We start from the raw sequence: 21,645 nt of genomic DNA on the forward strand, positions 1-21,645 counted from the left end.
GCGCTGTTACTTGGTCTCCTTCAGGCAGAGCACCACATCATGGCCGCCGCCCGACTGCACATAGAAGATCGTGGACCCCTTGACGGACTCGCACTTGTTCTCGTCGGTGGTTCCGTCGAACTTCTCGACGACCTGGTACTGGGAGTCGCTGGAGGAGCAGTCGACCTCATTGAGGTCGGGGCTCGTGTACGACCCCTTGTTGTGCATGCAGGCGCCCACCGAGGTGGTCTCCGCGTCGTCGCGGTTCAGGAACCAGCCGGCACCGAACTTCAACGCGATCACGATGACGGCGACGACGATGCCGCCGATGATGCGTATCGCCTTTTTGCCGATCCGGTTGGGCGGAGCGGGCTGCGGCGGGGGGACGGGAGCACCCTGAGCGGGGAACGGGGTGTAAGGCTGCTGCGGGGCCTGCCCCTGCTGCGGGTGGCCGCCCTGGGGCGGGTAAGGGGCCTGACCCTGAGGCGGGTAGGGAGCCTGACCCTGGGGCGGCGGTGGAGTTGACACGGGGTCCCCCTGGAACGTTTGTGCGCTTGGCGCGAAATAAGACTCACGTAAGTTAGCGGCTGCCACTGACACCCCCCTCATCCAGAGGGAGTCTGTGTCATTGATGTGACACTCGTCGGCGCTCAAAGCGGCCCATAGTCGCCGCAACCGTCGCGTAGACAAGGGCGATCACGACCACCAGCGCGATCGAGCGGCCGTCCGGCGGGAGCATCAGGGCAGCCACCCCGGCGGCACCCACGAAGGCGACGTTGAACAGGACGTCGTACACGGAGAAGATCCGTCCCCGGAAGCCGTCGTCCACGGACGACTGGACGATCGTGTCCGTGGCGATCTTCGCGCCCTGGGTGGTCAGTCCCAGCGTGAACGCCGCCACCAGCATGGGCGCCGTGGCGAACGGCAGGCCGAGCGCGGGCTCAAGGACCGCGGCGGCCCCGGCGCACACGACGATCCAGCGGCCCGGTCCGATGCGTCCCACCACCCCGGGGGTCACCACGGTCGCGGCGAAGAAGCCGGCGCCGGACACCCCCACCGCGAGCCCCAGCAGCCGGAGCCCGTCGTCGGGGGTGGCGGCGAGGGAGTACCGGCACAACATCAGCACCAGGACCAGCAGCGCGCCGTAGCAGAAGCGCATCAGCGTCATCGAGGACAGCGCCCACGCCGCCTCCCGGCGCCGGGGCTCGGCGAGATGCCGCACGGCCGCCAGCAGATCGCGTGCGGTGTCCGCGAGCGCCTTGCCGAGGTGCGGTTGCAGTGATCCCCGGTCGGGGCCGAGCAGTTCGGGTGCCAGGGTGAGCGACACGAGGGCCGAGCACAGATAGAGCGTGGCGCCCAGCAGCACCACCGCGGCGTCGGAGTCCGACACCAGCAGCCGCACCGCGAAGGCGAGACCGCCGCCCGCGGTCGCGGCGAGCGTTCCGGCGGTCGGCGACAGGGAGTTGGCTATCACCAGCCGCTCGGCGTCCACCACGCGGGGCAGCGACGCGGACAGGCCGGCGAGGACGAAGCGGTTGACGGCGGTGACGCAGAGCGCGGAGACGTAGAACAGCCAGTCCGGAACCTGGCTGACCATCAGGACGGCGGTGGCCGCCGCGAGGACGGCACGCAGCAGATTGCCGTGGACGAAGACCTGGCGGCGCCGCCAGCGGTCCAGCAGGACGCCCGCGAACGGGCCGACCAGGGAGTAAGGGAGCAGGAGCACGGCCATCGCGGAGGCGATCGCGGCGGGCGAGGTCTGCTTCTCCGGGGAGAAGACGACGTACGTGGCGAGCGCGACCTGGTAGACGCCGTCGGCGCCCTGGGAGAGCAGGCGTACGGAGAGCAGGCGGCGGAAGTTCCGCAGGCGCAGCAGGACGCGCAGGTCACGGACGACGGGCATGGGGCACAGCCTCACACACGGCAGGGTCCCCGGGTCAGGCGACCCGGGGACCCCTTCACAGCCCTGGCAGGAGCGATTTCGGCGTGGTCTAGCGCTCGACGTCGCCGCGGATGAACTTCTCCACGTTCTCGCGGGCCTCGTCGTCGAAGTACTGGACCGGCGGGGACTTCATGAAGTAGGAGGACGCCGAGAGGATCGGGCCGCCGATGCCGCGGTCCTTGGCGATCTTCGCGGCGCGCAGGGCGTCGATGATGACACCGGCGGAGTTCGGGGAGTCCCAGACCTCCAGCTTGTACTCCAGGTTGAGCGGGACGTCACCGAAGGCGCGGCCTTCGAGGCGGACGTAGGCCCACTTGCGGTCGTCGAGCCACTGCACGTAGTCCGACGGGCCGATGTGGACGTTCTTCTCGCCGAGGTCCCGGTCGGGGATCTGGGAGGTGACGGCCTGCGTCTTGGAGATCTTCTTGGACTCCAGGCGCTCCCGCTCCAGCATGTTCTTGAAGTCCATGTTGCCGCCGACGTTCAGCTGCATCGTGCGGTCCAGGACGACGCCCCGGTCTTCGAACAGCTTCGCCATGACGCGGTGCGTGATGGTCGCGCCGACCTGCGACTTGATGTCGTCACCGACGATCGGCACGCCCGCCTCGGTGAACTTGTCCGCCCACTCCTTGGTGCCGGCGATGAAGACCGGGAGGGCGTTGACGAAGGCGACCTTGGCGTCGATGGCGCACTGGGCGTAGAACTTCGCCGCGTCCTCGGAACCGACGGGCAGGTAGCAGACGAGGACGTCGATCCGCTGGTCCTTGAGGACCTGGACGACGTCGACGGGTTCGGCGTCGGACTCCTCGATGGTGGCCCGGTAGTACTTGCCGAGACCGTCGAGGGTGTGGCCGCGCTGCACGGTGACACCGGTGGTGGGCACGTCGCAGATCTTGATGGTGTTGTTCTCGGAGGCGCCGATGGCGTCCGCGAGGTCGAGGCCGACCTTCTTGGCGTCGACGTCGAAGGCGGCGACGAACTCGATGTCACGCACGTGGTAGTCACCGAACTGCACATGCATCAGTCCGGGGACCTTGGACGCCGGGTCGGCGTCCTTGTAGTACTCGACTCCCTGCACCAGCGAGGCGGCGCAGTTGCCCACGCCGACGATGGCTACGCGAACCGAACCCATTCCGGTTGCTCCCTGTGTGTATGAGTGAGGCCCTGAGTGGGCTTCACGTGGCGGTGTCGTCGGGCGTATCCGTCCCGGGGGTGCCCCCGGGACGGGGCAGGCCGCCCGTCGCTCCAGATGTGGTGTTCCGCTGAGCGGACCCTCCGGAGGCGGAACCCTTCAGGTCCCGTCCGGCCCGCTCGCTCTCGATGAGCTCGTTCAGCCAGCGCACTTCGCGCTCCACGGACTCCATCCCGTGGCGCTGGAGCTCAAGCGTGTAGTCGTCGAGGCGCTCCCGGGTGCGGGCCAGCGAGGCGCGCATCTTCTCCAGGCGCTCCTCCAGCCGGCTGCGGCGCCCCTCCAGGACGCGCATGCGTACGTCCCGTGACGTCTGTCCGAAAAAGGCGAAGCGGGCCGCGAAGTGCTCGTCCTCGTACGCGTCCGGACCTGTCTGCGAGAGCAGTTCCTCGAAGCGTTCCTTGCCTTCCGCCGTCAGCCGGTAGACGATCTTGGCGCGCCGGCCCGCGAGGGGCGCGGCGAGGGCGTCCTCGTGGGTGTTCCCCGGCTCCTCGATCAACCAGCCGTTGGTGACCAACGTCTTCAGGCAGGGATAGAGCGTCCCGTAGCTGAACGCTCGGAACACCCCCAGTGACGTATTGAGTCGTTTGCGCAGCTCATAGCCGTGCATGGGAGATTCGCGGAGCAGGCCGAGCACGGCGAACTCAAGGATGCCGGAACGCCGGCTCATCATCGCCTCCTCTCGTCCGTCTCACACGCTTATCTCGCTCTGATGTATCGACTCGATACATCATGACGATAGAACGGCGCCTCGCACGGGACAAGAGGGATGACGGTGAACGGGATCACATCACCGATTCGTAGGAAGCAACTTGCCTGATTTGGGGTGAACTTCAGCGCTAGGCGGGTTTTGGTGGTGCGTAGTCTGTGCGGCATGTACGCCACCGGGAACCATGTGACGCCTGGGGGCGTCCTCGTCCCCGGTGCAGTACGGGTGAGTGCGGGAACGACCGCATCCGTACTTCGGGGGGACCGGAAACCAGCCGCCGTTTCCAGGCGCGCAAGGGTGCGCCTGCCCGAGGAGTAATCGTTCGATGAGCGAGCACCGTCGCAAACCGCCGCAGCCGCAGGGAGGCGGACGTGCCGCGGCCCGACGTGGCCAGTCCGGCTCGTCATCCGGCCGCCGCGCGGCACCGCGAGGCGCCACCGGGTCTCCTTCCGACTCCTATGGGTCCAGTTCCTATGGGTCGGGTTCCCAGGACCCCGGAGGCCAGGAGCGCCCCTACGGCGGGCGGGCAGAGGCCCGCCGGGCAGCCCAGAGAAGCGGAGGTGGCCGGCGCAGAGCGGCCGAGAACACCGGTCCGGGCGGCCGGCGCGACGGCCCTCCCGGGCGTGGCAGGGGCCGGGCGACCACACCCGACAAGAGGCGGTTCATCGACTACCCCAGGGCGGGGAAGTACGGATGGCAGCGCTGGGTGCCCTCCTGGAAGCTCGTCTCCGGGCTGTGCATCGGCTTCCTCGGCAGCCTGGTGGCCATGGTCGGCGTCGGCTACGCCATGGTCGCCATCCCCAATGAGAACGTCGCGGCCAAGTCGCAGAACAACGTCTACTACTGGGCCGACGGCACCCAGATGGTCGCCACGGGCTCGGGTGCCAACCGGCAGAACGTCACCATCGACCAGATCCCCGAGGCCATGCAGTGGGCCGTGATCTCGGCGGAGAACAAGAGCTTCTACAAGGACTCGGGCCTGGACTACATGGGCATCGCGCGCGCCCTGGTCAACATGGCCCAGGGCGGCGATACGCAGGGTGGTTCGACCATCACCCAGCAGTACGTGAAGAACACCTACCTGACCCAGGATCAGACGGTCACCCGTAAGTTCAAGGAGATGTTCATCTCCATCAAGGTGGGCACGAAGCTGACCAAGCCGCAGATCCTCCAGGGCTACCTGAACACGTCGTACTACGGCCGAGGCGCCTACGGCATCCAGGCCGCCGCGCAGACCTACTACGGCAAGGACGCGGTCGATCTCAAGCCGAGCGAGTGCGCCTTCCTCGCCGCACTGCTCAAGGGCCCCACGTACTTCGACCCGGCGGGCAACGAGAACATCGACAAGACGGCGACGGCCGAGGCCAACCTCAAGCGTTCCAAGGACCGCTGGGGCTGGATCCTCGGCGAGATGCACAAGGATCAGCGCATCACCGACGCCGAGTACCAAGAGGCGATCAAGAAGTACCCGACGCCCCAGGACCGCAAGGCGACCAAGGGCATGACGGGCCAGATCAGCTACCTGGCCGACACGGCGAAGAAGTACGTCCTGAACCACTCCGACATCACGGAGGCACAGTTCGACCAGGGCGGCTACCAGATCCACACGACCTTCCGCAAGGACAAGGTCGACGCCCTCAGCAAGGCCGTCAAGAAGATCGAGAAGGAGAAGATCGACCCGAAGAGCCGCGAGGAGGACAAGTACGTCCAGTTCGGCGCGGCATCGGTGGTGCCCGATGACGGCGCGATCGTCGCGCTCTACGGCGGCGCGGGCTACGAGAACGGCCACTTCACGAACAACGCCGACACCTCGGGTGTCCCCGTCGGTTCGACATGGAAGCCGTTCGTGCTGGCCGCAGCCATGGAATACGGCACCTACAAGACCGACGGCGTGGGCCTCTCGCCGCTGAGCAAGTACAACGGCAACGACAAGCTCAAGGTCAAGAGGCCGGACGGCAGCTACTTCCTGGACAAGGACAACCAGGTCTTCCTCCAGAAGAACGAGAGCGAAAAGGCGTGGGGCTACATCCCCCTGCGCAAGGCGATGGAGCAGTCCGTCAACACGCCGTTCGTGCAGCTGGGCGTCGACGTGGGGATGACGAAGGTGCGGGACGTCGCCAAGGCGTCCGGCATTCTGCAGGACAGCATGGCGCCGGACCTCAACCCGTCCTTCGCCATCGGTACCTCGACCCCCAGCGCGATCCGCATGGCCGACGCCTACGCGACGTTCGCCGCCTCCGGAAAGCAGACGGACCCTTACTCGGTGACCGAGGTCAAGAAGGACGGCAAGGAGCTGGAGGGCTTCACCAAGCCGAAGCCCTCGCAGGCGATGCCGGCCAAGGTCGCGGACAATGTCACGGACGTCCTGGAGAACGTCATCCAGAACGGTACGGGTTACAACGCCAAGGCCCTCGGCCGTGCGGCGGCGGGCAAGACCGGTACCACCGACAAGAACAAGTCGGCGTGGTTCGTCGGCTACACCCAGCAGCTGTCGACCGCGGTCGCGATGTTCCGTGAGAACCCGAAGGACCACAAGCTGCTCTCCATGAACGGCACGGCGGGTGTGGACTCCATCCACGGTGGTGACATCCCGACGCTGGTGTGGACCGAGTACATGAAGGCCGCGCTGAAGGGGAAGAACGACCCCGGCTTCCCGGACGCCGAGAAGATCGGTGAGATCCAGGACGAGGAAGGCGCCCCCTCCCCGACCCCGACGCCCAGTCCGACGCCGAGCGAGACCCCGAGCGATTCGCCCAGTCCGACCCCGAGCGAGACGCTCGAAGAGCCCTCGCCGTCGCCCACGGAGTCCTGCCGGTTCAACTGGAACTGCCCGACGGACGGAGGCACCGACACGGGCGGCGGCACCGACGGAGGCGTGACCTCGTCGCCGTCGGCCACGGAATCGTCCGACACGGGAACCGGCAACAGCAGAGGCAACGGCAACGGCAGCGGCGGCATCTTCGCCGGAACGACGGGCTAGAGCCGGAGCCTGACCGGTTGGCGGTCATATCGCCCGCCAAGGGTGTTTCACGTGAAACATGGGCCGCCGCACCACGAGGTGCGGCGGCCCTCGGCGTGTTCCGAGGCGCGTACGGCAGGATGTGCCCCATGCCCAGTGCAGAAACGACGCCCACACGCGTGCACGAGCCGGAGCCGGTGCGGCCGACCAGACAGGATGAGGTCGCCGCGGCCGGCAGCGAGCTGATCGGCGGCCCCATCGGACGGCGTGCCCTGCTCGGCACGTCCTGGTGGACCCCCGTACGGGTGGTCGCGCTGGTGGCGATCGGCATGTTCGCCCTCGGCCTGGTCCAGAAGGCACCCTGCTACAACGGGGCCTGGTTCTTCGGTGCCAGTTCGCAGTACACGCATGCGTGCTACTCGGACATTCCGCACCTCTACCAGGGGCGCGGTTTCGCCGACGGGCTCGTGCCCTACTTCGACAAGCTCCCGGGCGACATGGACTACCTGGAGTACCCAGTGCTCACCGGTGTGTTCATGGAGGTGGCCGCCTGGCTCACACCCGGCAGCGGCAGCATCCAGCACCAGGAGCAGTGGTACTGGTTCGTCAACGCCGGAATGCTCATGGTGTGCACGGCCGTCATCGCCGTCTGTGTGACCCGCACCCACGCCCGGCGTCCCTGGGACGGACTGCTGGTCGCCCTGGCGCCCGCCTTCGCGCTGACCGCCACCATCAACTGGGACCTGCTGGCGGTCGCTCTGACGGCCGCGGCGATGCTGATGTGGTCCCGGGGCCGCTCCCTCGCCTTCGGTGTCCTCCTGGGGCTCGCCACGGCCGCGAAGCTCTATCCCGTGCTGCTGCTCGGCCCGCTGTTCCTGCTGTGCTGGCGCGCCGGCAAGTGGCGGGACTTCGGCAAGGCCCTGGGCGGCGCGGCGGTCGCCTGGCTCGTCGTGAACCTGCCGGTGATGCTCTTCGCCTTCGAGGGCTGGTCGAAGTTCTACACGTTCAGCCAGGAACGGGGCGTGGACTTCGGCTCCTTCTGGCTGATCTGGGCCCAGAACTCGACCCACCCGCCCACCACCGAGACGGTCAACACGCTCGCCATGGTGCTGATGCTGCTGTGCTGCGGCGGCATCGCGGCGCTCACCTTCGTCGCCCCGCGCCGGCCCCGTTTCGCGCAGCTCGCCTTCCTGATCGTGGCCGCGTTCATCCTCACCAACAAGGTCTATTCACCGCAGTACGTCCTGTGGCTGGTGCCGCTCGCCGTGCTGGCCCGGCCCAAGTGGCGGGACTTCCTGATCTGGCAGGCCTGCGAGGTGGCGTACTTCCTGGGGATCTGGATGTACCTCGCCTACACGACCAGCGGAGACGCCCACAAGGGCCTGCCCACCCAGGGGTACCACTGGGCGATCGCGGTGCATCTGCTGGGCACGTTGTTCCTGTGCGTCATGGTCGTGCGGGACATCCTCATGCCGGAGCGGGACGTGGTGCGCCGGGCCGGTGACGACGACCCCTCGGGCGGGGTGCTCGACGGAGCGGAGGACGTCTTCGTCCTCGGCGGCGCGGCCCGCCCGCCGCGGCACGCCACCCACTTCGGCGCGCCGCAGGTGGAGTGGGGAAGCCAGGAACCGCCGGCCTCGGCGGACCGTTCGCTCTGAGCGAACGCCCCTGGGGCGCTGACAGGACACAGGACGGCAGCGGGGCGTGGCAAGGGCCGTACACGGAAGTCTGTGTACGGCCCTTCGGCTGTCCGGGGTTGGGCGCGGAGGCCGGCTCAGCGGTCCATCAGCCGGTCGAACTGCGTGGTGGTGTGCCGCAGATGGGCCACCAGTTCCTCGCCGACCTTCGGCTCGGGTGCGTCCGACGGCACGAACAGGATCGACACCTGCATGTGCGGCGGCTCGGCGAACCAGCGCTGCTTGCCGCCCCACACGAACGGGGAAAGGTTCCGGTTGACGGTGGCGAGGCCGGCCCGTGCGACGCCCTTGGCGCGCGGCATGACACCGTGCAGCGCCTTGGGGGCCTCCAGACCCACCCCGTGTGACGTACCGCCCGCCACGACCACCAGGAAGCCGTCGGAGGCCGCCTTCTGCTGGCGGTAGCCGAAGCGCTCGCCCTTGGCCACGCGCGTCACGTCCAGGACCGCGCCGCGGTACTCGGTGGCCTCGTGGTCGCCCAGCCACAGCCGGGTGCCGATGCGGGCACGGAAACGGGTCTGCGGGAACTGCTGCTGCAGCCGGGCCAGTTCGTCGGCCTTCAGGTGGCTGACGAACATCGTGTGCAGGGGCAGCCGCGCCGCGCGCAGCCGGTCCATCCAGCCGATGACCTCCTCGACGGCGTCCGAGCCGTCGGTGCGGTCCAGGGGCAGGTGGATGGCGAAGCCCTCCAGACGGACGTTCTCTATGGCGGCGTGCAGCTGCGGCAGCTCCTGCTCGCTGATCCCGTGCCGCTTCATCGAGGACATCACCTCGATGACCACGCGGGCGCCCACGAGGCCGTACACGCCGTCCACGGACGACACCGAGCGGATGACCCGGTCGGGCAGCGGTACGGGCTCCTCGCCGCGCCGGTAGGGCGTCAGCACCAGCAGGTCACCGCCGAACCAGTCCTTGATCCGTGCGGCCTCGTACGTCGTGCCCACGGCGAGGACGTCGGAGCCCAGCCGTGTGGCCTCCTCCGCCAGACGCTCGTGCCCGAAGCCGTAGCCGTTGCCCTTGCAGACCGGGACGAGACCCGGGAATTGTTCCTGCACGTGCTTGTGATGCGCCCGCCAGCGCGCGGTGTCGACGTAGAGCGTGAGCGCCATGGCCGGACCTGGAACCTTTCTCGTGGCTGCGGTGTATCAGAGGTATGAGAGCTATCGACGGTATCGAAGCACCCGGCGCGCGGTCAGCGGCGCGACATGTAGATGTCCAGCGCCTTGTGGAGCAGCTTGTTCAGCGGGAAGTCCCACTCGCCGAGGTACTCGGCGGCCTGGCCGCCGGTGCCCACCTTGAACTGGATCAGGCCGAAGAGGTGGTCGGTCTCGTCCAGCGAGTCGGAGATCCCGCGCAGGTCGTAGACGGTCGCGCCGAGCGCGTAGGCATCGCGCAGCATCCGCCACTGCATCGCGTTCGAGGGCCGGACCTCGCGGCCGATGTTGTCGGAGGCGCCGTAGGAGTACCAGACGTGTCCGCCGACGATCAGCATCGTCGCCGCCGACAGATTCACCCCGTTGTGCCGGGCGAAGTACAGCCGCATGCGGTTGGGGTCCTCGGTGTTGAGGGCGGTCCACATGCGCTGGAAGTACGACAGCGGGCGGGGCCGGAAGTGGTCGCGCACCGCGGTGATCTCGTACAGCCGCTGCCACTCCTCCAGGTCGTGGTAGCCGCCCTGGACGACCTCGACACCGGCCTTCTCGGCCTTCTTGATGTTGCGGCGCCACAGCTGGTTGAAGTTCTTGTGGACCTCTTCCAGGGAGCGGTTGGCCAGCGGTACCTGGAAGACATAGCGGGGCTGGACGTCACCGAAGCCGGCGCCGCCGTCCTCGCCCTGCTGCCAGCCCATGCGGCGCAGCTTGTCGGCCACCTCGAAGGCGCGGGGCTCGATGAAGTCGGCCTCGATGTCCCGCAGACGCTTCACGTCCGGGTTCTGGATGCCCTGCTTGATGGAGGTGGCCTCCCAGCGCCGGATGATCACCGGCGGGCCCATCTTCACGGAGAACGCGCCCTGCCGCTTGAGGTGGGCGAGCATCGGCTGGATCCAGTCGTCCAGATTCGGCGCGAACCAGTTGATGACCGGGCCCTCGGGGAGATAGGCGAGGTAGCGCTTGATCTTGGGCAGCTGACGGTAGAGAACCAGACCCGCGCCGACCAGCTCGCCCGTGCGTTCGTCGAACCAGCCGAGGCTCTCGGAGCGCCACTCCGCCTTGACGTCGGCCCAGGCCGGGACCTGCATGTGGCTCGCCGCCGGCAGGCTCTGGATGTAGGCCAGATGCTGCTCGCGACTGATGGTCCTCAGGGTCAGGGTCATTCGGGGCGCTCCTCGGGCTGGTGTGTCCCCCTGGGTACAGGGGCTCCGGCTCTCGCGCCGAAGCCTACTGCGCCTTCCCGGCGCCCCGACTGGCCGCACGGGACCTTCGCCCCGGCCTGTGGACCGCCGGTGCGTTGGGAGTTGCTTCACGTGAAGTTGGGCCCCTGGCGTCGGCAGGGTCAGAGGAGGCCGCCGAACAGGCCACCGTGCGCCATGCCGATGAAGAAGCCGATGCCCGCGGCACCGAGACCCAGGATCAGACCGAACCGCTCACGTGTGGTCTCCGAGATCCACTGTCCGATGGCGCCGGTCATGATGCCCACCAGGCCGGTCCAGGAGCTGAGCAGGTGCAGGCTGTGGAAGAACGACGTGATGAAGGCCGTCAACCCGAGCAGCAGCGTCACCCCGAGCAGGACGTCTTGGATCGGATGATGCTTGTCGTCGGTGGCGAAGAGGGATCCGGCGGTGTTGGGTCGCAATGCCTGTGCCATAGGGCACCTCCTGCGGAAGGCGGCGCATCGTAGCGCCTTACACACCCGATGTGTACAGATTGACGGCCCCCGCGACCGGATTTCAACCGGAAGCCGGTCTGCGGGTAGTGTGTAGCGTCTGCACCGGTGTCTGCCCGGGCCACGGTGGGGGGAATCCCGGCGGGACCCCCTGATTGTCAGTGGCGGCCGATACCGTTGCGTACGCATCACAACCCTCCTGCCACGGAACGACCGTGGCCGCTGAGTCCAAAGGAGGTGGGTTCCACATGCGTCACTACGAGGTGATGGTCATCCTCGACCCCGATCTTGAGGAGCGTGCTGTCTCCCCGCTGATCGACAACTTCCTGTCCGTCGTCCGTGACGGCGGCGGCAAGGTCGAGAAGGTCGACACCTGGGGTCGTCGTCGTCTCTCGTACGAGATCAAGAAGAAGCCCGAGGGCATCTACTCGGTCATCGACCTGCAGGCCGAGCCTGCGGTCGTCAAGGAGCTCGACCGCCAGATGAACCTGAACGAGTCGGTCCTCCGGACCAAGGTCCTCCGCCCCGAGATGCACTGAGCCCCGGCTCAGTCGACCTCGGGATTCGAGTAGCAAGCAGCCAGAGCAAACCCGCCGAGAGGTTCCCCATGGCAGGCGAGACCGTCATCACGGTCGTCGGCAATCTTGTCGATGACCCCGAGCTGCGCTTCACCCCGTCCGGTGCGGCGGTCGCGAAGTTCCGCGTCGCGTCCACTCCTCGCACCTTCGACCGTCAGACGAACGAGTGGAAGGACGGCGAGAGCCTCTTCCTGACCTGCTCGGTCTGGCGTCAGGCGGCGGAGAACGTCGCCGAGTCGCTCCAGCGAGGCATGCGCGTCATCGTGCAGGGCCGACTGAAGCAGCGGTCCTACGAGGACCGTGAGGGCGTCAAGCGCACGGTCTACGAGCTGGACGTCGAGGAAGTCGGCGCCAGTCTCCGCAACGCCACGGCCAAGGTCACCAAGACCTCCGGTGGCGGCCGCGGCGGCCAGGGTGGTTACGGCGGCGGCGGCGGTGGTGGTGGTGGCGGCCAGGGTGGCGGCAGCTGGGGCGGCGGCCCCGGTGGCGGCCAGCAGGGCGGCGGTGCTCCCGCCGACGACCCGTGGGCGACCGGTGCTCCCGCCGGTGGCGGCCAGCAGGGCGGTGGCGGCGGCTGGGGCGGAGGCTCCGGCGGCGGAGGCGGCTACTCGGACGAGCCCCCCTTCTAGGTCTCCGGACCGGGGACGGGCCGTACCCACACTTCTTGATCACACAGGAGAAACACCATGGCGAAGCCGCCTGTGCGCAAGCCTAAGAAGAAGGTCTGCGCTTTCTGCAAGGACAAGGTCACGTACGTGGACTACAAGGACACGAACATGCTGCGGAAGTTCATTTCCGACCGCGGCAAGATCCGTGCCCGCCGCGTGACCGGCAACTGCACGCAGCACCAGCGTGATGTCGCCACGGCCGTCAAGAACAGCCGTGAGATGGCGCTGCTGCCCTACACCTCCACCGCGCGCTAAGGGAAGGGTGACCGACTCATGAAGATCATCCTCACCCACGAGGTCTCCGGCCTCGGTGCCGCGGGCGACGTCGTCGAGGTCAAGGACGGTTACGCTCGCAACTACCTGATCCCGCGGAAGTTCGCGATCCGCTGGACCAAGGGCGGCGAGAAGGACGTCGAGCAGATCCGTCGCGCTCGCAAGATCCACGAGATCCAGACCATCGAGCAGGCCAACCAGGTCAAGGCCCAGCTTGAAGGCGTGAAGGTCCGTCTGTCCGTCCGCTCCGGCGACGCAGGCCGCCTCTTCGGTTCCGTCACCCCGGCCGACATCGCTTCCGCGATCAAGGCGTCCGGTGGCCCCGAGGTCGACAAGCGCCGCATCGAGCTGGCCTCCCCGATCAAGACCCTGGGCGCCCACGAGACGTCCGTGCGTCTGCACCCCGAGGTGGCCGCCAAGGTCAGCATCGAGGTCGTCGCGGCCTGATCGCTGCGCTCTGCTGGAGCAGTCACGGAGGGGCTGCACCCATGACGGGTGCGGCCCCTTCCGTGTGGTTCCCTCTGGTCGATCGACGGCGGGACGGACGCGTTTCACGTGAAACACTGCCACCCGCTGTGTTTCACGTGAAACGGTCAGCGGGTGGCACCGGTGACGATCCAGCGGCCCGAACGGGAACGCAGCCAGAGCGTCAGCATCCGCACCGTCATCATCAGCGTCATGGCGGCCCAGATCGCGGTGAGCCCACCGCCGAGTACGGGAACGAGCAGGGCGACCGGGGTGAACACCGCGAGCGTGAGCACCATGGCTCCGGCGAGATAGGGGCCGTCCCCCGCTCCCATCAGAACGCCGTCCAGAACGAAGACCACTCCGCAGATCGGCTGGGACAGCGCCACGACGAGCAGCGCGGGCAGCGCGGCGTCGCGGACGACGGAGTCACCGGTGAACAGGGGCAGAAAGAGCGGGCGCGCCACGACCACCAGTAGTCCCAGGGTCAGGCCGACCGCTATGCCCCACCGCACCATGCGGCGGCAGGCCTCCCGTGCTCCTTGGGGATCGTCCGCGCCCAGATAGCGACCGATGATGGCCTGGCCGGCGATCGCTATGGCGTCAAGGGCGAAGGCCAGCAGGCTCCAGAGCGACAGGACGATCTGGTGGGCGGCGATGTCGGCATCTCCCAGGCGGGCCGCGACGGCCGTGGCGATCATGAGAATCGCCCGCAGCGAGAGCGTACGGACGAGCAAGGGGAGGCCGGCTTGGGCGGAGGCTCTGATGCCGGTGGCGTCGGGCCGTAGCGGTGCGCCATGCTCACGCGCGCCCCGGACGACCACGACAAGGTAGACCGCTGCCATCCCGCACTGGGCGATGACCGTGCCCCAGGCGGATCCTGCGATGCCGAGCCCGGCGCCGTAGACCAGTCCGGCGTTGAGGACCGCGTTGGCGACGAAGCCCGCCACGGCGACATAGAGCGGAGTCCTTGTGTCCTGGAGGCCGCGCAGGACACCGGTGGCGGCGAGCACGACCAGCATGGCCGGGATACCGAGGGAGGAGATGCGGAGGTAGGTGGTCGCATACGGTGCCGCGGTGGCCGAGGCGCCGAGGAGGTCCACGATGGCCGGGGCCAGGGGCAGAACGACGGCGATGACGGTGAGTCCCAGCAGCAGTGCAAGCCAGATGCCGTCCACGCCCTGGCGGATGGCAGCCTGGAGGTCGCCCGCGCCGACCCTTCGAGCCACCGCCGCCGTGGTGGCGTAGGCGAGGAAGACGAAGATGCTCACGGCGGTCGTCAGGAGCGCCGAGGCGACGCCGAGTCCGGCGAGCTGGGCCGTGCCCAGATGGCCGACGATCGCGCTGTCCGCCATGACGAACAGGGGCTCGGCGACCAGTGCGCCGAAGGCCGGAACGGCCAGTGTGACGATCTCTCGGTCGTGCTGTCGACGGGTGTCCCCGGGTATGACGGAAGCCTGTGGCATGGGCGCTAATCTAATCGTCCACAGGTAAGAGATGCAAACCCCTTGTGGTCCTTACTTTCAATGTCACTGAGTGTGCTCTCGTGCACGGTACGAGGCGATCTTGGTCCGACTGGGGAAGTTTTTCTTCTGCACAGCCGGTGGATGGGAAAGTTGCAGGTCAGGGCGGTTTCCACGCGGGGTGCGAAGGCTTGTTCACAGGGCTGTCCACCGCGTCATGCACAGGTTTTGCCGAGTTCTCCACAGCATCGGGGCCGTCGTCCACATGGCCTGTGGATAACCAGATTGGCTGACGGTGCCAAGGGGCCTAACGTGGTCCGGCGCCCGCTTGTCTCACCGACCTCGGAACCCTCACAAAACCGACGCGGCAGAACCGGAGTTGGGCGTCCTATTTGTCAGTGCCGTGCCGTAGAACTGAGGGGCACGGCGAGGTCCGCGCGGCGGACGGGAGGAGGTGGCTCGGTGAGCATTTCCGAGCCCTTGGACGACCCGTGGGCCGACAGCGGACCCAGCGATCGTCTGCCCGCCTCCCGGCGTCGCGGTGACGCCGGCCCGAGCCGGGACGAGCAGCACGAACGGGGTCGGGAGAGCGGCGGCTGGGACGGCGGCGGTTCGTCGTTCGAGCGGGTGCCGCCGCAGGACCTCGACGCCGAGCAGTCCGTCCTCGGCGGCATGCTGCTGTCCAAGGACGCCATCGCCGATGTCGTCGAGGTCCTCAAGGGCCACGACTTCTATAAGCCCGCGCACGAGACGATCTACCAGGCGATCCTCGATGTCTACGCGAAGGGTGAACCGGCCGACCCCATCACCATCGCCGCGGAACTCACCAAACGCGGCGAAATCAACAAGGTCGGTGGCGCGTCCTATCTGCACACCCTCGTTCAGACCGTGCCGACGGCGGCGAACGCCGAGTACTACGCGGAGATCGTCCACGAGCGGGCGGTCCTGCGCCGGCTGGTCGAGGCGGGCACCCGCATCACCCAGATGGGGTACGCGGCCGACGGCGACGTCGACGAGATCGTCAACCGGGCCCAGGCCGAGATCTACGCGGTAACCGAGCAGCGCACCAGCGAGGACTATCTGCCGCTCGGCGACATCATGGAGGGCGCCCTCGACGAGATCGAGGCGATCGGCTCGCGCAGCGGCGAGATGACGGGGGTGCCCACCGGGTTCACGGACTTCGACTCCCTGACGAACGGTCTGCACCCGGGCCAGATGATCGTCATCGCGGCGCGACCCGCCATGGGCAAGTCCACGCTGGCGCTGGACTTCGCGCGGGCCGCCTCGATCAAGCACAACCTGCCGAGTGTCATCTTCTCGCTCGAAATGGGCCGCAACGAGATCGCGATGCGTCTGCTGTCCGCCGAGGCGCGCGTCGCCCTGCACCATATGCGGTCCGGGACGATGACCGACGAGGACTGGACCCGGCTGGCCCGCCGTATGCCGGACGTCTCGGCCGCCCCCCTTTACATCGACGACTCCCCGAACCTGTCGATGATGGAGATCCGCGCCAAGTGCCGTCGGCTGAAACAACGCAACGACCTCAAGCTGGTCGTCATCGACTACCTCCAGCTGATGCAGTCCGGTGGCTCCAAGCGGGCCGAGAGCCGTCAGCAGGAGGTCTCAGACATGTCCCGTAACCTCAAGCTGCTCGCCAAGGAACTGGAGCTTCCCGTCATCGCGCTCTCCCAGCTCAACCGCGGCCCCGAGCAACGCACCGACAAGAAGCCGATGGTCTCCGACCTGCGTGAGTCCGGCTCCATCGAGCAGGACGCCGACATGGTCGTCCTGCTGCACCGTGAGGACGCCTACGAGAAGGAGTCACCCCGCGCGGGCGAGGCGGACCTGATCGTCGCCAAGCACCGAAACGGCCCCACGGCGACCATCACGGTCGCCTTCCAGGGCCACTACTCACGCTTCGTGGACATGGCCCAGACCTGATCCCGGCGGCTGTAGGTCTCCAGATCCTGACCCGCCGCGGAGCCGGCCACAACCCAGCTCTCCGAGCCCTCGCCGATGGCGTTACCGCGCCGCCCTCCTGCGGCCTGTCCTCGAACGCCGGGGTGGTTGTGAACATCTCCGCGACTTCCTACCCCACCCCCCGCGCTGCTGCCGACGCTCTGAACGTCACATGGTCAGTCGAACGGCGGATGGCGCTACGGCTCTCCCGCGAACAGGTCGCCCTGGAACTTCCCGAACAGCCGGCGCCTCCGGCGATCGAGGCCGCATCACCTGGCCCTGTCCCGCAAAGTGGGCTTCCGGGGTTTGGTGGATGCTCCGGCGAGGCTCCGCCCCGACCATCCCGGCCGCTTCCGGGGCACCGCCCCCGACCTCGGCCTGACAGGATCAGACGGTGAGGACCAGTTTGCCCTGGAGGTGACCGCCGTCGAGCAGCCGGTGCGCGTCGGCGACGCGCTCGAACGGGAACGTCTCCTGCACGTGGACCCGGAGCCTGCCCTGTTCGACGAGTTCGACCAGACCTCGCAGGGCGACCGGATCGGGGTCGACCGCGATGCCGCTGAAGCGCACGCCGGCCGCCTCGTACTTGGCGGCCAGCTCCGCATCCTCCTCGGCGACCGCCGTCACCAGGTGACCGCCTGGGCGGAGCACGTCGAGCGACCGCTCGACGGTGTCACCGCCGATCGTGTCGAGCACGACGTCGATGTCGCGGACCGCCTCGGTGAAGTCGACCGCCGTGTAATCGATCACCTCGTCGGCGCCGAACCCCTCGACGAACTTCCGCTTGCTCCCGCTGGCGGTCGCGATCACGTGCGCGCCGAGCGCCTTCGCGATCTGGATCGCGACGTGGCCGACCCCGCCACCACCGCCATGGATCAGGACGCGGTCGCCCTCGGTCACGCCGCCGAGGTCGACGAGGCCCTGCCACGCCGTCAGCCCGACGACTGGCAACGCCGACGCCTCGACGTGTGAGAGCGACGCCGGCTTGCGCGCCAGGTGCAACGCCGGCGCCGACACGACCTCGGCGTATGCGCTCGCCGCCCGTGGGAACAGCGGCATCCCGAACACCTCGTCGCCGGGCCTGAACCGCCACGTCTGCGGCGCCTCCTCGACCACGCCGCTGATGTCCCAGCCGAGGACGAACGGCGGTCGGCCGATCAGCGGGAACTCGCCGGCGCGCAGACGTGCCTCCAGTGGGTTCAGCCCGATCGCCTTGACGCGGACGAGAACCTCGGTCGGAAGGGGCTGGGGCTCGGGCGCGTCCACGATGGTGAGGACTTCTGGGCCCCCGAATGTGTGCTGGGTGATGGCTCGCATGACTCTCCTGGCCTTGGGGGTGAGAACGGGACTAGGTCTTCCGGCGGCATCTACCGCAAGATGCTCACCCAGACGCTCCGACGGCTGACCGTCAGCATGCGCGAGCCGAGAACCGGCCGGGTGCTGACTTCCGCGGCTGGGGAGGGCGAGGGTGCGACTGTCCCTCAAGATTCGTCTGATGCGACATGCTTCAACGATGAACGCCACAACGCAGGCGTACCACCGGTGTCGCGCCAGAATATTCCGAAAACCCGCCAACGCTGTCGATGGCTTTGCAGCCTTCCAGGGCCCGCCAGTGAGGGCATCGTCCCAGGTCAAAGGCTTGCGCGCGCCGTTGAGCCAGTGGCATCGGGGCTAGGGTGAGCGCCTATGACCGAACCTATCCACGAGCCAGTGTTCTGGACCGACGATTCGACGGTCTGCGAGCCCATAGCCCACGGCGAGGACATCGCCGCGCACTTCCATGACTTCGGCCAGCTCAGGTACGCCGTCTCCGGGGCACTGGTCACTGAGACCCGGGTCGGAACATGGGTGGCGCCGGCGAACCGCATTACCTGGGTGCCGCCTTTCTCCGTACACAGCAGTCGCTCGTACGGCGAGACCGATGTCCGACTGCTCCGGGTTCCGGCGGCACTGACCGAGCAACTGCCGACGGAGCCCTCAGTGTTCGTGGCCAGTGCGCTGATGCGCGAGGCCTACCTGGCGGTGATCAGCGACCACGAACCAGCCGATAGCCCCCGCGCCCGTCTGCTGCTCGATGTCGTCATCGCGGAGCTTGCTCGCGCCCCGCAGGAATCACTGCGCCTTCCTGAGCCGAGCGACACTCGCCTCAAGGCCGTTACCGACCTGCTGCAGGCCGACCCGGCCAGCCGGGCGACACTGGCGGAGCTGGGGCACAGAACAGGCTCAAGCGAACGAACCCTCAGCCGTCTGTTCAGCAGCGAACTGTCGATGAGCTTTCATCAGTGGCGCACGCTGCTGCGTATTCAGCGGGCACTGCTCGAACTCTGCGAAGGCGCCTCGGTCACTGACACGGCGATGCGACTGGGCTGGGCGAATCCCAGCAGCTTCATCGAAGCCTTCACCGATCTCGTCGGCCAGACACCCGGTCGCTACCGCTCTGCGGCGCGCGCGGCTCATGACTAGCGGCAGGACCTGCTCCGGAGGAGAGGGCTCACCGGAACCTGCAGCGGCCCGCCGCGGGCGCCATGGGAGGGCGCGGAAATGGACTCGACGCGTGTGCCCCGAGCGGATGGACTGGGGGCATGACGACATCTCCAGAAGAACTGCTCCCTGCCACGCGGCGTGCGCTGCTGCATCGGATCGCCGTGGCGCAGGCCGAGGGGCGGGCGCCCTCGCTGGTGGCGGCGGTCGTGCGGGACGGACGGACCGTCTGGCACGGGTCCCGAAGCTCGATGGACGGGCACGCACCGGACGAGAACGTGCAGTACCGGATCGGGTCCATCACCAAGACGTTCACCGCCGTTCTCGTGCTGCGGCTGCGTGACGAGGGCGTGCTGGACCTGGGCGACCCGCTGGAGAAGCATCTGCCGGGCACCGGCGCGGGGGAGGCCACCATCGCCGAACTGCTCGCGCACACGGGCGGGTTGGCGGCCGAGTCGCCGGCCCCTTGGTGGGAACGGACCCCCGGTGCGCTGCGCCCCGAGCTGAGCGATGTGCTCGGTGAAAAGCCCCTCCTGCATCCGATCGGCCGGCGGCACCACTACTCGAACCCCGGCTACACGCTGCTCGGCGCCCTGGTGGAGGAGGTGCGCGGCGCCCCCTGGGAGGAGGTGCTTCACCGGGAGGTGCTCGCACCCCTGGGCCTGGACCGGACAGGCGCCCAACCCCGGGCCCCGCACGCGGGCGGCTGGGCCGTCCACCCCTGGGCCGATGCCCTCCTGCCCGAGCCGGCCGAGGATCTCGGCCGGATGGCGCCGGCCGGCCAACTGTGGTCCACCACCGGCGACCTGGTGCGGTTCGCGGTCTTCCTCACTCAGGGGGACGACCGGGTGCTGAGCGCGGACACCGTGCGGGAGATGCGGACGCCCGCGGCACCGGCCGAGGCGGCCGATGTCATGGACGGCGCCACCTATGGTCTCGGCCTGCAGATTCAGCACCGTCATGGTCGGCTGCTGGTGGGGCACTCCGGGTCGCTTCCCGGCTTCCTGGCGAATCTCACGATCAGCGTCGCGGACGATGTGGCCGCCGTGGTGCTGGCCAACTGCACCTCCGGACCGCTGCTCGGCACGGTGGGAGCCGATCTCGTACGGATCGTCGCCGAGGCCGAGCCGAAGATCCCGGAGCCATGGCGGCCGTTGCGTGAAGTCGATCCGTCCGTGCTGGAGTTGGCGGGGCCGTGGTACTGGGGCACACATGGCTATGGCCTGCGGGTGACGGCCGATGGGCGCCTCTCACTGGGTCCGCTGTCCGGCAGTGGCCGCAGTTCGCGCTTCCGGGCCAACGGTGACGGCACCTGGACCGGGCTGGAGGGCTACTACCACGGGGAGCTTCTGCGGGCCGTACGGCGCCCGGACGGGTCGGTGAGCCATCTGGACCTCGGCTCGTTCGTGTTCACACGGCAGCCGTACGACGACGGCGCCACCACGCCCGGCGGGGTGGATCCCGAGGGATGGCGGGGGATCGGTTAGTCGGCCTTGTCCGGGGTGGCCTGTTTCACGTGAAACAGGCCACCCCGGTGGGTCAGAGCTGAAGTTTGAAGCCCGTGTGCGAGGCGGCGAATCCAAGCCGCTCGTAGAAACGGTGCGCATCGGTGCGGCTGTTGTCGGAGGTCAGCTGTACCAACTGGCAGTTCTGACGCCGGGATTCCTCGATCGCCCACTCGATGAGCCGCGTGCCCAGTCCGCTGCCGCGCGCGTCGGCGTGGATGCGTACGGCCTCGATGATCGAACGGGTGGCACCGCGCCGCGACAGTCCCGGAATGATCGTGAGGTGGAGCGTGCCGACGACACGGCCTTCCTGCACGGCGACGACCAGGTGCTGGTTCGGATCGGCGTCGAGCCGCTTCAGCGCGGCCAGATACGGGGCGGGATCGTCCGGGGACTCCCGCTGAGCCCCCAGCGGGTCGTCGGCGAGCATGGCGACGATGGCGGGAACGTCGTCGGCGACGGCGGCACGTATAGCGAGATCTGCCATACCCGCACCCTATGCGGGCACATTCAGTGACTCGACGACCCGTACGAGCGGGGCCAGTTCCGGATTGACGGCCGCCTCGTCAAGGGCCTCGCGCAGCGCGGCGTCATTGGTCGGCCGTGCGTCCGTGAGCAGGGCGAGTCCCGCCTCCGTGACGTTCGTGTAGATGCCGCGGCGGTCGGTCGGACACAGATAGCGCTCCAGCAGGCCACGGTCCTCAAGCCGGGTGACCAGCCGGGTGGTGGCGCTCTGGCTCAGGACCACCGCGTCGGCGACCTGCTTCATCTGCAGATGGCCCCCGTCGCCGTCGTGCTGTCGGCTGAGCACGTCGAGCAACGAGTACTCGCGCACGCTCAGGCCGTGCCCGGCCTGTAGGGCGCGCTCGATGTGCGCCTCGATCCTCCCGTGCAGCAGGGAGAGGGCGCACCAGCCCTGGGCAAGGGCGGTGAGCGAGGGGTCGGTCGCTGTCAT

20 protein-coding genes are annotated in these 21,645 nt (G+C 68.2%); 9 read left to right on the forward strand and 11 right to left on the reverse strand.

Annotated elements, in window-relative coordinates; all coding sequences use genetic code 11:
- Nucleotides 1–6: 6 nt before the first annotated feature.
- The 4 genes from ACFYTE_RS05950 to ACFYTE_RS05965 all read right to left on the reverse strand — a co-directional run bounded on the left by ACFYTE_RS05950 (nucleotide 7) and on the right by ACFYTE_RS05965 (nucleotide 3,780).
- Nucleotides 7–507: a hypothetical protein gene (locus ACFYTE_RS05950; protein ID WP_388705467.1), complete on the reverse strand. Its 501-nt coding sequence runs from the start codon at nucleotides 505–507 to the stop codon at nucleotides 7–9.
- Nucleotides 508–604: 97 nt separating this feature from the next.
- The gene (locus ACFYTE_RS05955) at nucleotides 605–1,882 is read right to left on the reverse strand and encodes an MFS transporter (protein WP_388705470.1); all 1,278 of its coding nucleotides are present in this window, start codon (nucleotides 1,880–1,882) and stop codon (nucleotides 605–607) included.
- A gap of 88 nt (nucleotides 1,883–1,970) precedes the next feature.
- Nucleotides 1,971–3,053 (reverse strand): inositol-3-phosphate synthase, encoded by a 1,083-nt coding sequence (locus tag ACFYTE_RS05960; protein WP_388705473.1) that lies wholly within the window; start codon nucleotides 3,051–3,053, stop codon nucleotides 1,971–1,973.
- Between the two features lie 43 nt (nucleotides 3,054–3,096).
- A complete protein-coding gene (locus ACFYTE_RS05965) occupies nucleotides 3,097–3,780 on the reverse strand; it encodes a helix-turn-helix transcriptional regulator (protein WP_388705476.1) in 684 nt (227 codons plus the stop codon).
- A gap of 745 nt (nucleotides 3,781–4,525) precedes the next feature.
- Between ACFYTE_RS05965 and ACFYTE_RS05970 the strand changes: the two genes are divergently transcribed.
- Nucleotides 4,526–6,799, forward strand: a complete 2,274-nt coding sequence (locus ACFYTE_RS05970; RefSeq protein ID WP_388705478.1) for a transglycosylase domain-containing protein — start codon at nucleotides 4,526–4,528, stop codon at nucleotides 6,797–6,799.
- 128 nt (nucleotides 6,800–6,927) lie between these two features.
- Complete coding sequence (locus tag ACFYTE_RS05975) at nucleotides 6,928–8,436, forward strand: glycosyltransferase family 87 protein (protein WP_388705481.1); 1,509 nt, start codon at nucleotides 6,928–6,930, stop codon at nucleotides 8,434–8,436.
- Between the two features lie 116 nt (nucleotides 8,437–8,552).
- Here the strand turns inward: ACFYTE_RS05975 and ACFYTE_RS05980 are convergent, their stop codons facing one another.
- The 3 genes from ACFYTE_RS05980 to ACFYTE_RS05990 form a co-directional block, all read right to left on the reverse strand.
- On the reverse strand, nucleotides 8,553–9,584 hold the full coding sequence (locus ACFYTE_RS05980; RefSeq protein ID WP_388705484.1) for an alanine racemase: 1,032 nt from the start codon (nucleotides 9,582–9,584) through the stop codon (nucleotides 8,553–8,555).
- A gap of 83 nt (nucleotides 9,585–9,667) precedes the next feature.
- A complete protein-coding gene (gene femX / locus ACFYTE_RS05985; protein WP_388705486.1) occupies nucleotides 9,668–10,789 on the reverse strand; it encodes a peptidoglycan bridge formation glycyltransferase FemX in 1,122 nt (373 codons plus the stop codon).
- 179 nt (nucleotides 10,790–10,968) lie between these two features.
- Nucleotides 10,969–11,280: a hypothetical protein gene (locus ACFYTE_RS05990; protein WP_388705488.1), complete on the reverse strand. Its 312-nt coding sequence runs from the start codon at nucleotides 11,278–11,280 to the stop codon at nucleotides 10,969–10,971.
- A 266-nt stretch (nucleotides 11,281–11,546) separates the two neighbouring features.
- On the opposite strand from ACFYTE_RS05990, the gene rpsF reads away from it, so the two are divergent.
- From rpsF to rplI, 4 genes are all read left to right on the forward strand, one after another.
- Complete coding sequence (gene rpsF, locus ACFYTE_RS05995; RefSeq protein ID WP_388705489.1) at nucleotides 11,547–11,837, forward strand: 30S ribosomal protein S6; 291 nt, start codon at nucleotides 11,547–11,549, stop codon at nucleotides 11,835–11,837.
- 68 nt (nucleotides 11,838–11,905) lie between these two features.
- On the forward strand, nucleotides 11,906–12,505 hold the full coding sequence (locus tag ACFYTE_RS06000) for a single-stranded DNA-binding protein (protein ID WP_388705492.1): 600 nt from the start codon (nucleotides 11,906–11,908) through the stop codon (nucleotides 12,503–12,505).
- 57 nt (nucleotides 12,506–12,562) lie between these two features.
- A complete protein-coding gene (gene rpsR / locus ACFYTE_RS06005; protein ID WP_003949403.1) occupies nucleotides 12,563–12,799 on the forward strand; it encodes a 30S ribosomal protein S18 in 237 nt (78 codons plus the stop codon).
- A gap of 18 nt (nucleotides 12,800–12,817) precedes the next feature.
- Entirely contained in the window at nucleotides 12,818–13,264 is a 447-nt protein-coding gene (gene rplI, locus ACFYTE_RS06010; protein ID WP_388705495.1) for a 50S ribosomal protein L9, read from the forward strand.
- A gap of 146 nt (nucleotides 13,265–13,410) precedes the next feature.
- Here the strand turns inward: rplI and ACFYTE_RS06015 are convergent, their stop codons facing one another.
- Nucleotides 13,411–14,748, reverse strand: a complete 1,338-nt coding sequence (locus ACFYTE_RS06015) for an MATE family efflux transporter (protein WP_388705498.1) — start codon at nucleotides 14,746–14,748, stop codon at nucleotides 13,411–13,413.
- 459 nt (nucleotides 14,749–15,207) lie between these two features.
- On the opposite strand from ACFYTE_RS06015, the gene dnaB reads away from it, so the two are divergent.
- Nucleotides 15,208–16,686 (forward strand): replicative DNA helicase, encoded by a 1,479-nt coding sequence (gene dnaB, locus ACFYTE_RS06020; RefSeq protein WP_388705501.1) that lies wholly within the window; start codon nucleotides 15,208–15,210, stop codon nucleotides 16,684–16,686.
- Nucleotides 16,687–17,091: 405 nt separating this feature from the next.
- On the opposite strand, the gene ACFYTE_RS06025 is transcribed toward dnaB, so the two are convergent.
- Nucleotides 17,092–18,021 (reverse strand): NADP-dependent oxidoreductase, encoded by a 930-nt coding sequence (locus ACFYTE_RS06025; RefSeq protein WP_388705503.1) that lies wholly within the window; start codon nucleotides 18,019–18,021, stop codon nucleotides 17,092–17,094.
- Nucleotides 18,022–18,390: 369 nt separating this feature from the next.
- Between ACFYTE_RS06025 and ACFYTE_RS06030 the strand changes: the two genes are divergently transcribed.
- A complete protein-coding gene (locus tag ACFYTE_RS06030) occupies nucleotides 18,391–19,167 on the forward strand; it encodes an AraC family transcriptional regulator (protein WP_388705506.1) in 777 nt (258 codons plus the stop codon).
- Between the two features lie 119 nt (nucleotides 19,168–19,286).
- Complete coding sequence (locus ACFYTE_RS06035; protein WP_388705509.1) at nucleotides 19,287–20,672, forward strand: serine hydrolase domain-containing protein; 1,386 nt, start codon at nucleotides 19,287–19,289, stop codon at nucleotides 20,670–20,672.
- Nucleotides 20,673–20,724: 52 nt separating this feature from the next.
- Here ACFYTE_RS06035 and ACFYTE_RS06040 read toward each other — a convergent pair whose 3' ends face one another.
- Both ACFYTE_RS06040 and ACFYTE_RS06045 read right to left on the reverse strand, forming a co-directional pair.
- Nucleotides 20,725–21,177: a GNAT family N-acetyltransferase gene (locus tag ACFYTE_RS06040; protein ID WP_388705512.1), complete on the reverse strand. Its 453-nt coding sequence runs from the start codon at nucleotides 21,175–21,177 to the stop codon at nucleotides 20,725–20,727.
- Between the two features lie 9 nt (nucleotides 21,178–21,186).
- Complete coding sequence (locus ACFYTE_RS06045) at nucleotides 21,187–21,645, reverse strand: MarR family winged helix-turn-helix transcriptional regulator (protein ID WP_388705515.1); 459 nt, start codon at nucleotides 21,643–21,645, stop codon at nucleotides 21,187–21,189.

This window comes from Streptomyces sp. NPDC004629 (genome assembly GCF_042873595.1).
Classification (GTDB): domain Bacteria; phylum Actinomycetota; class Actinomycetes; order Streptomycetales; family Streptomycetaceae; genus Streptomyces.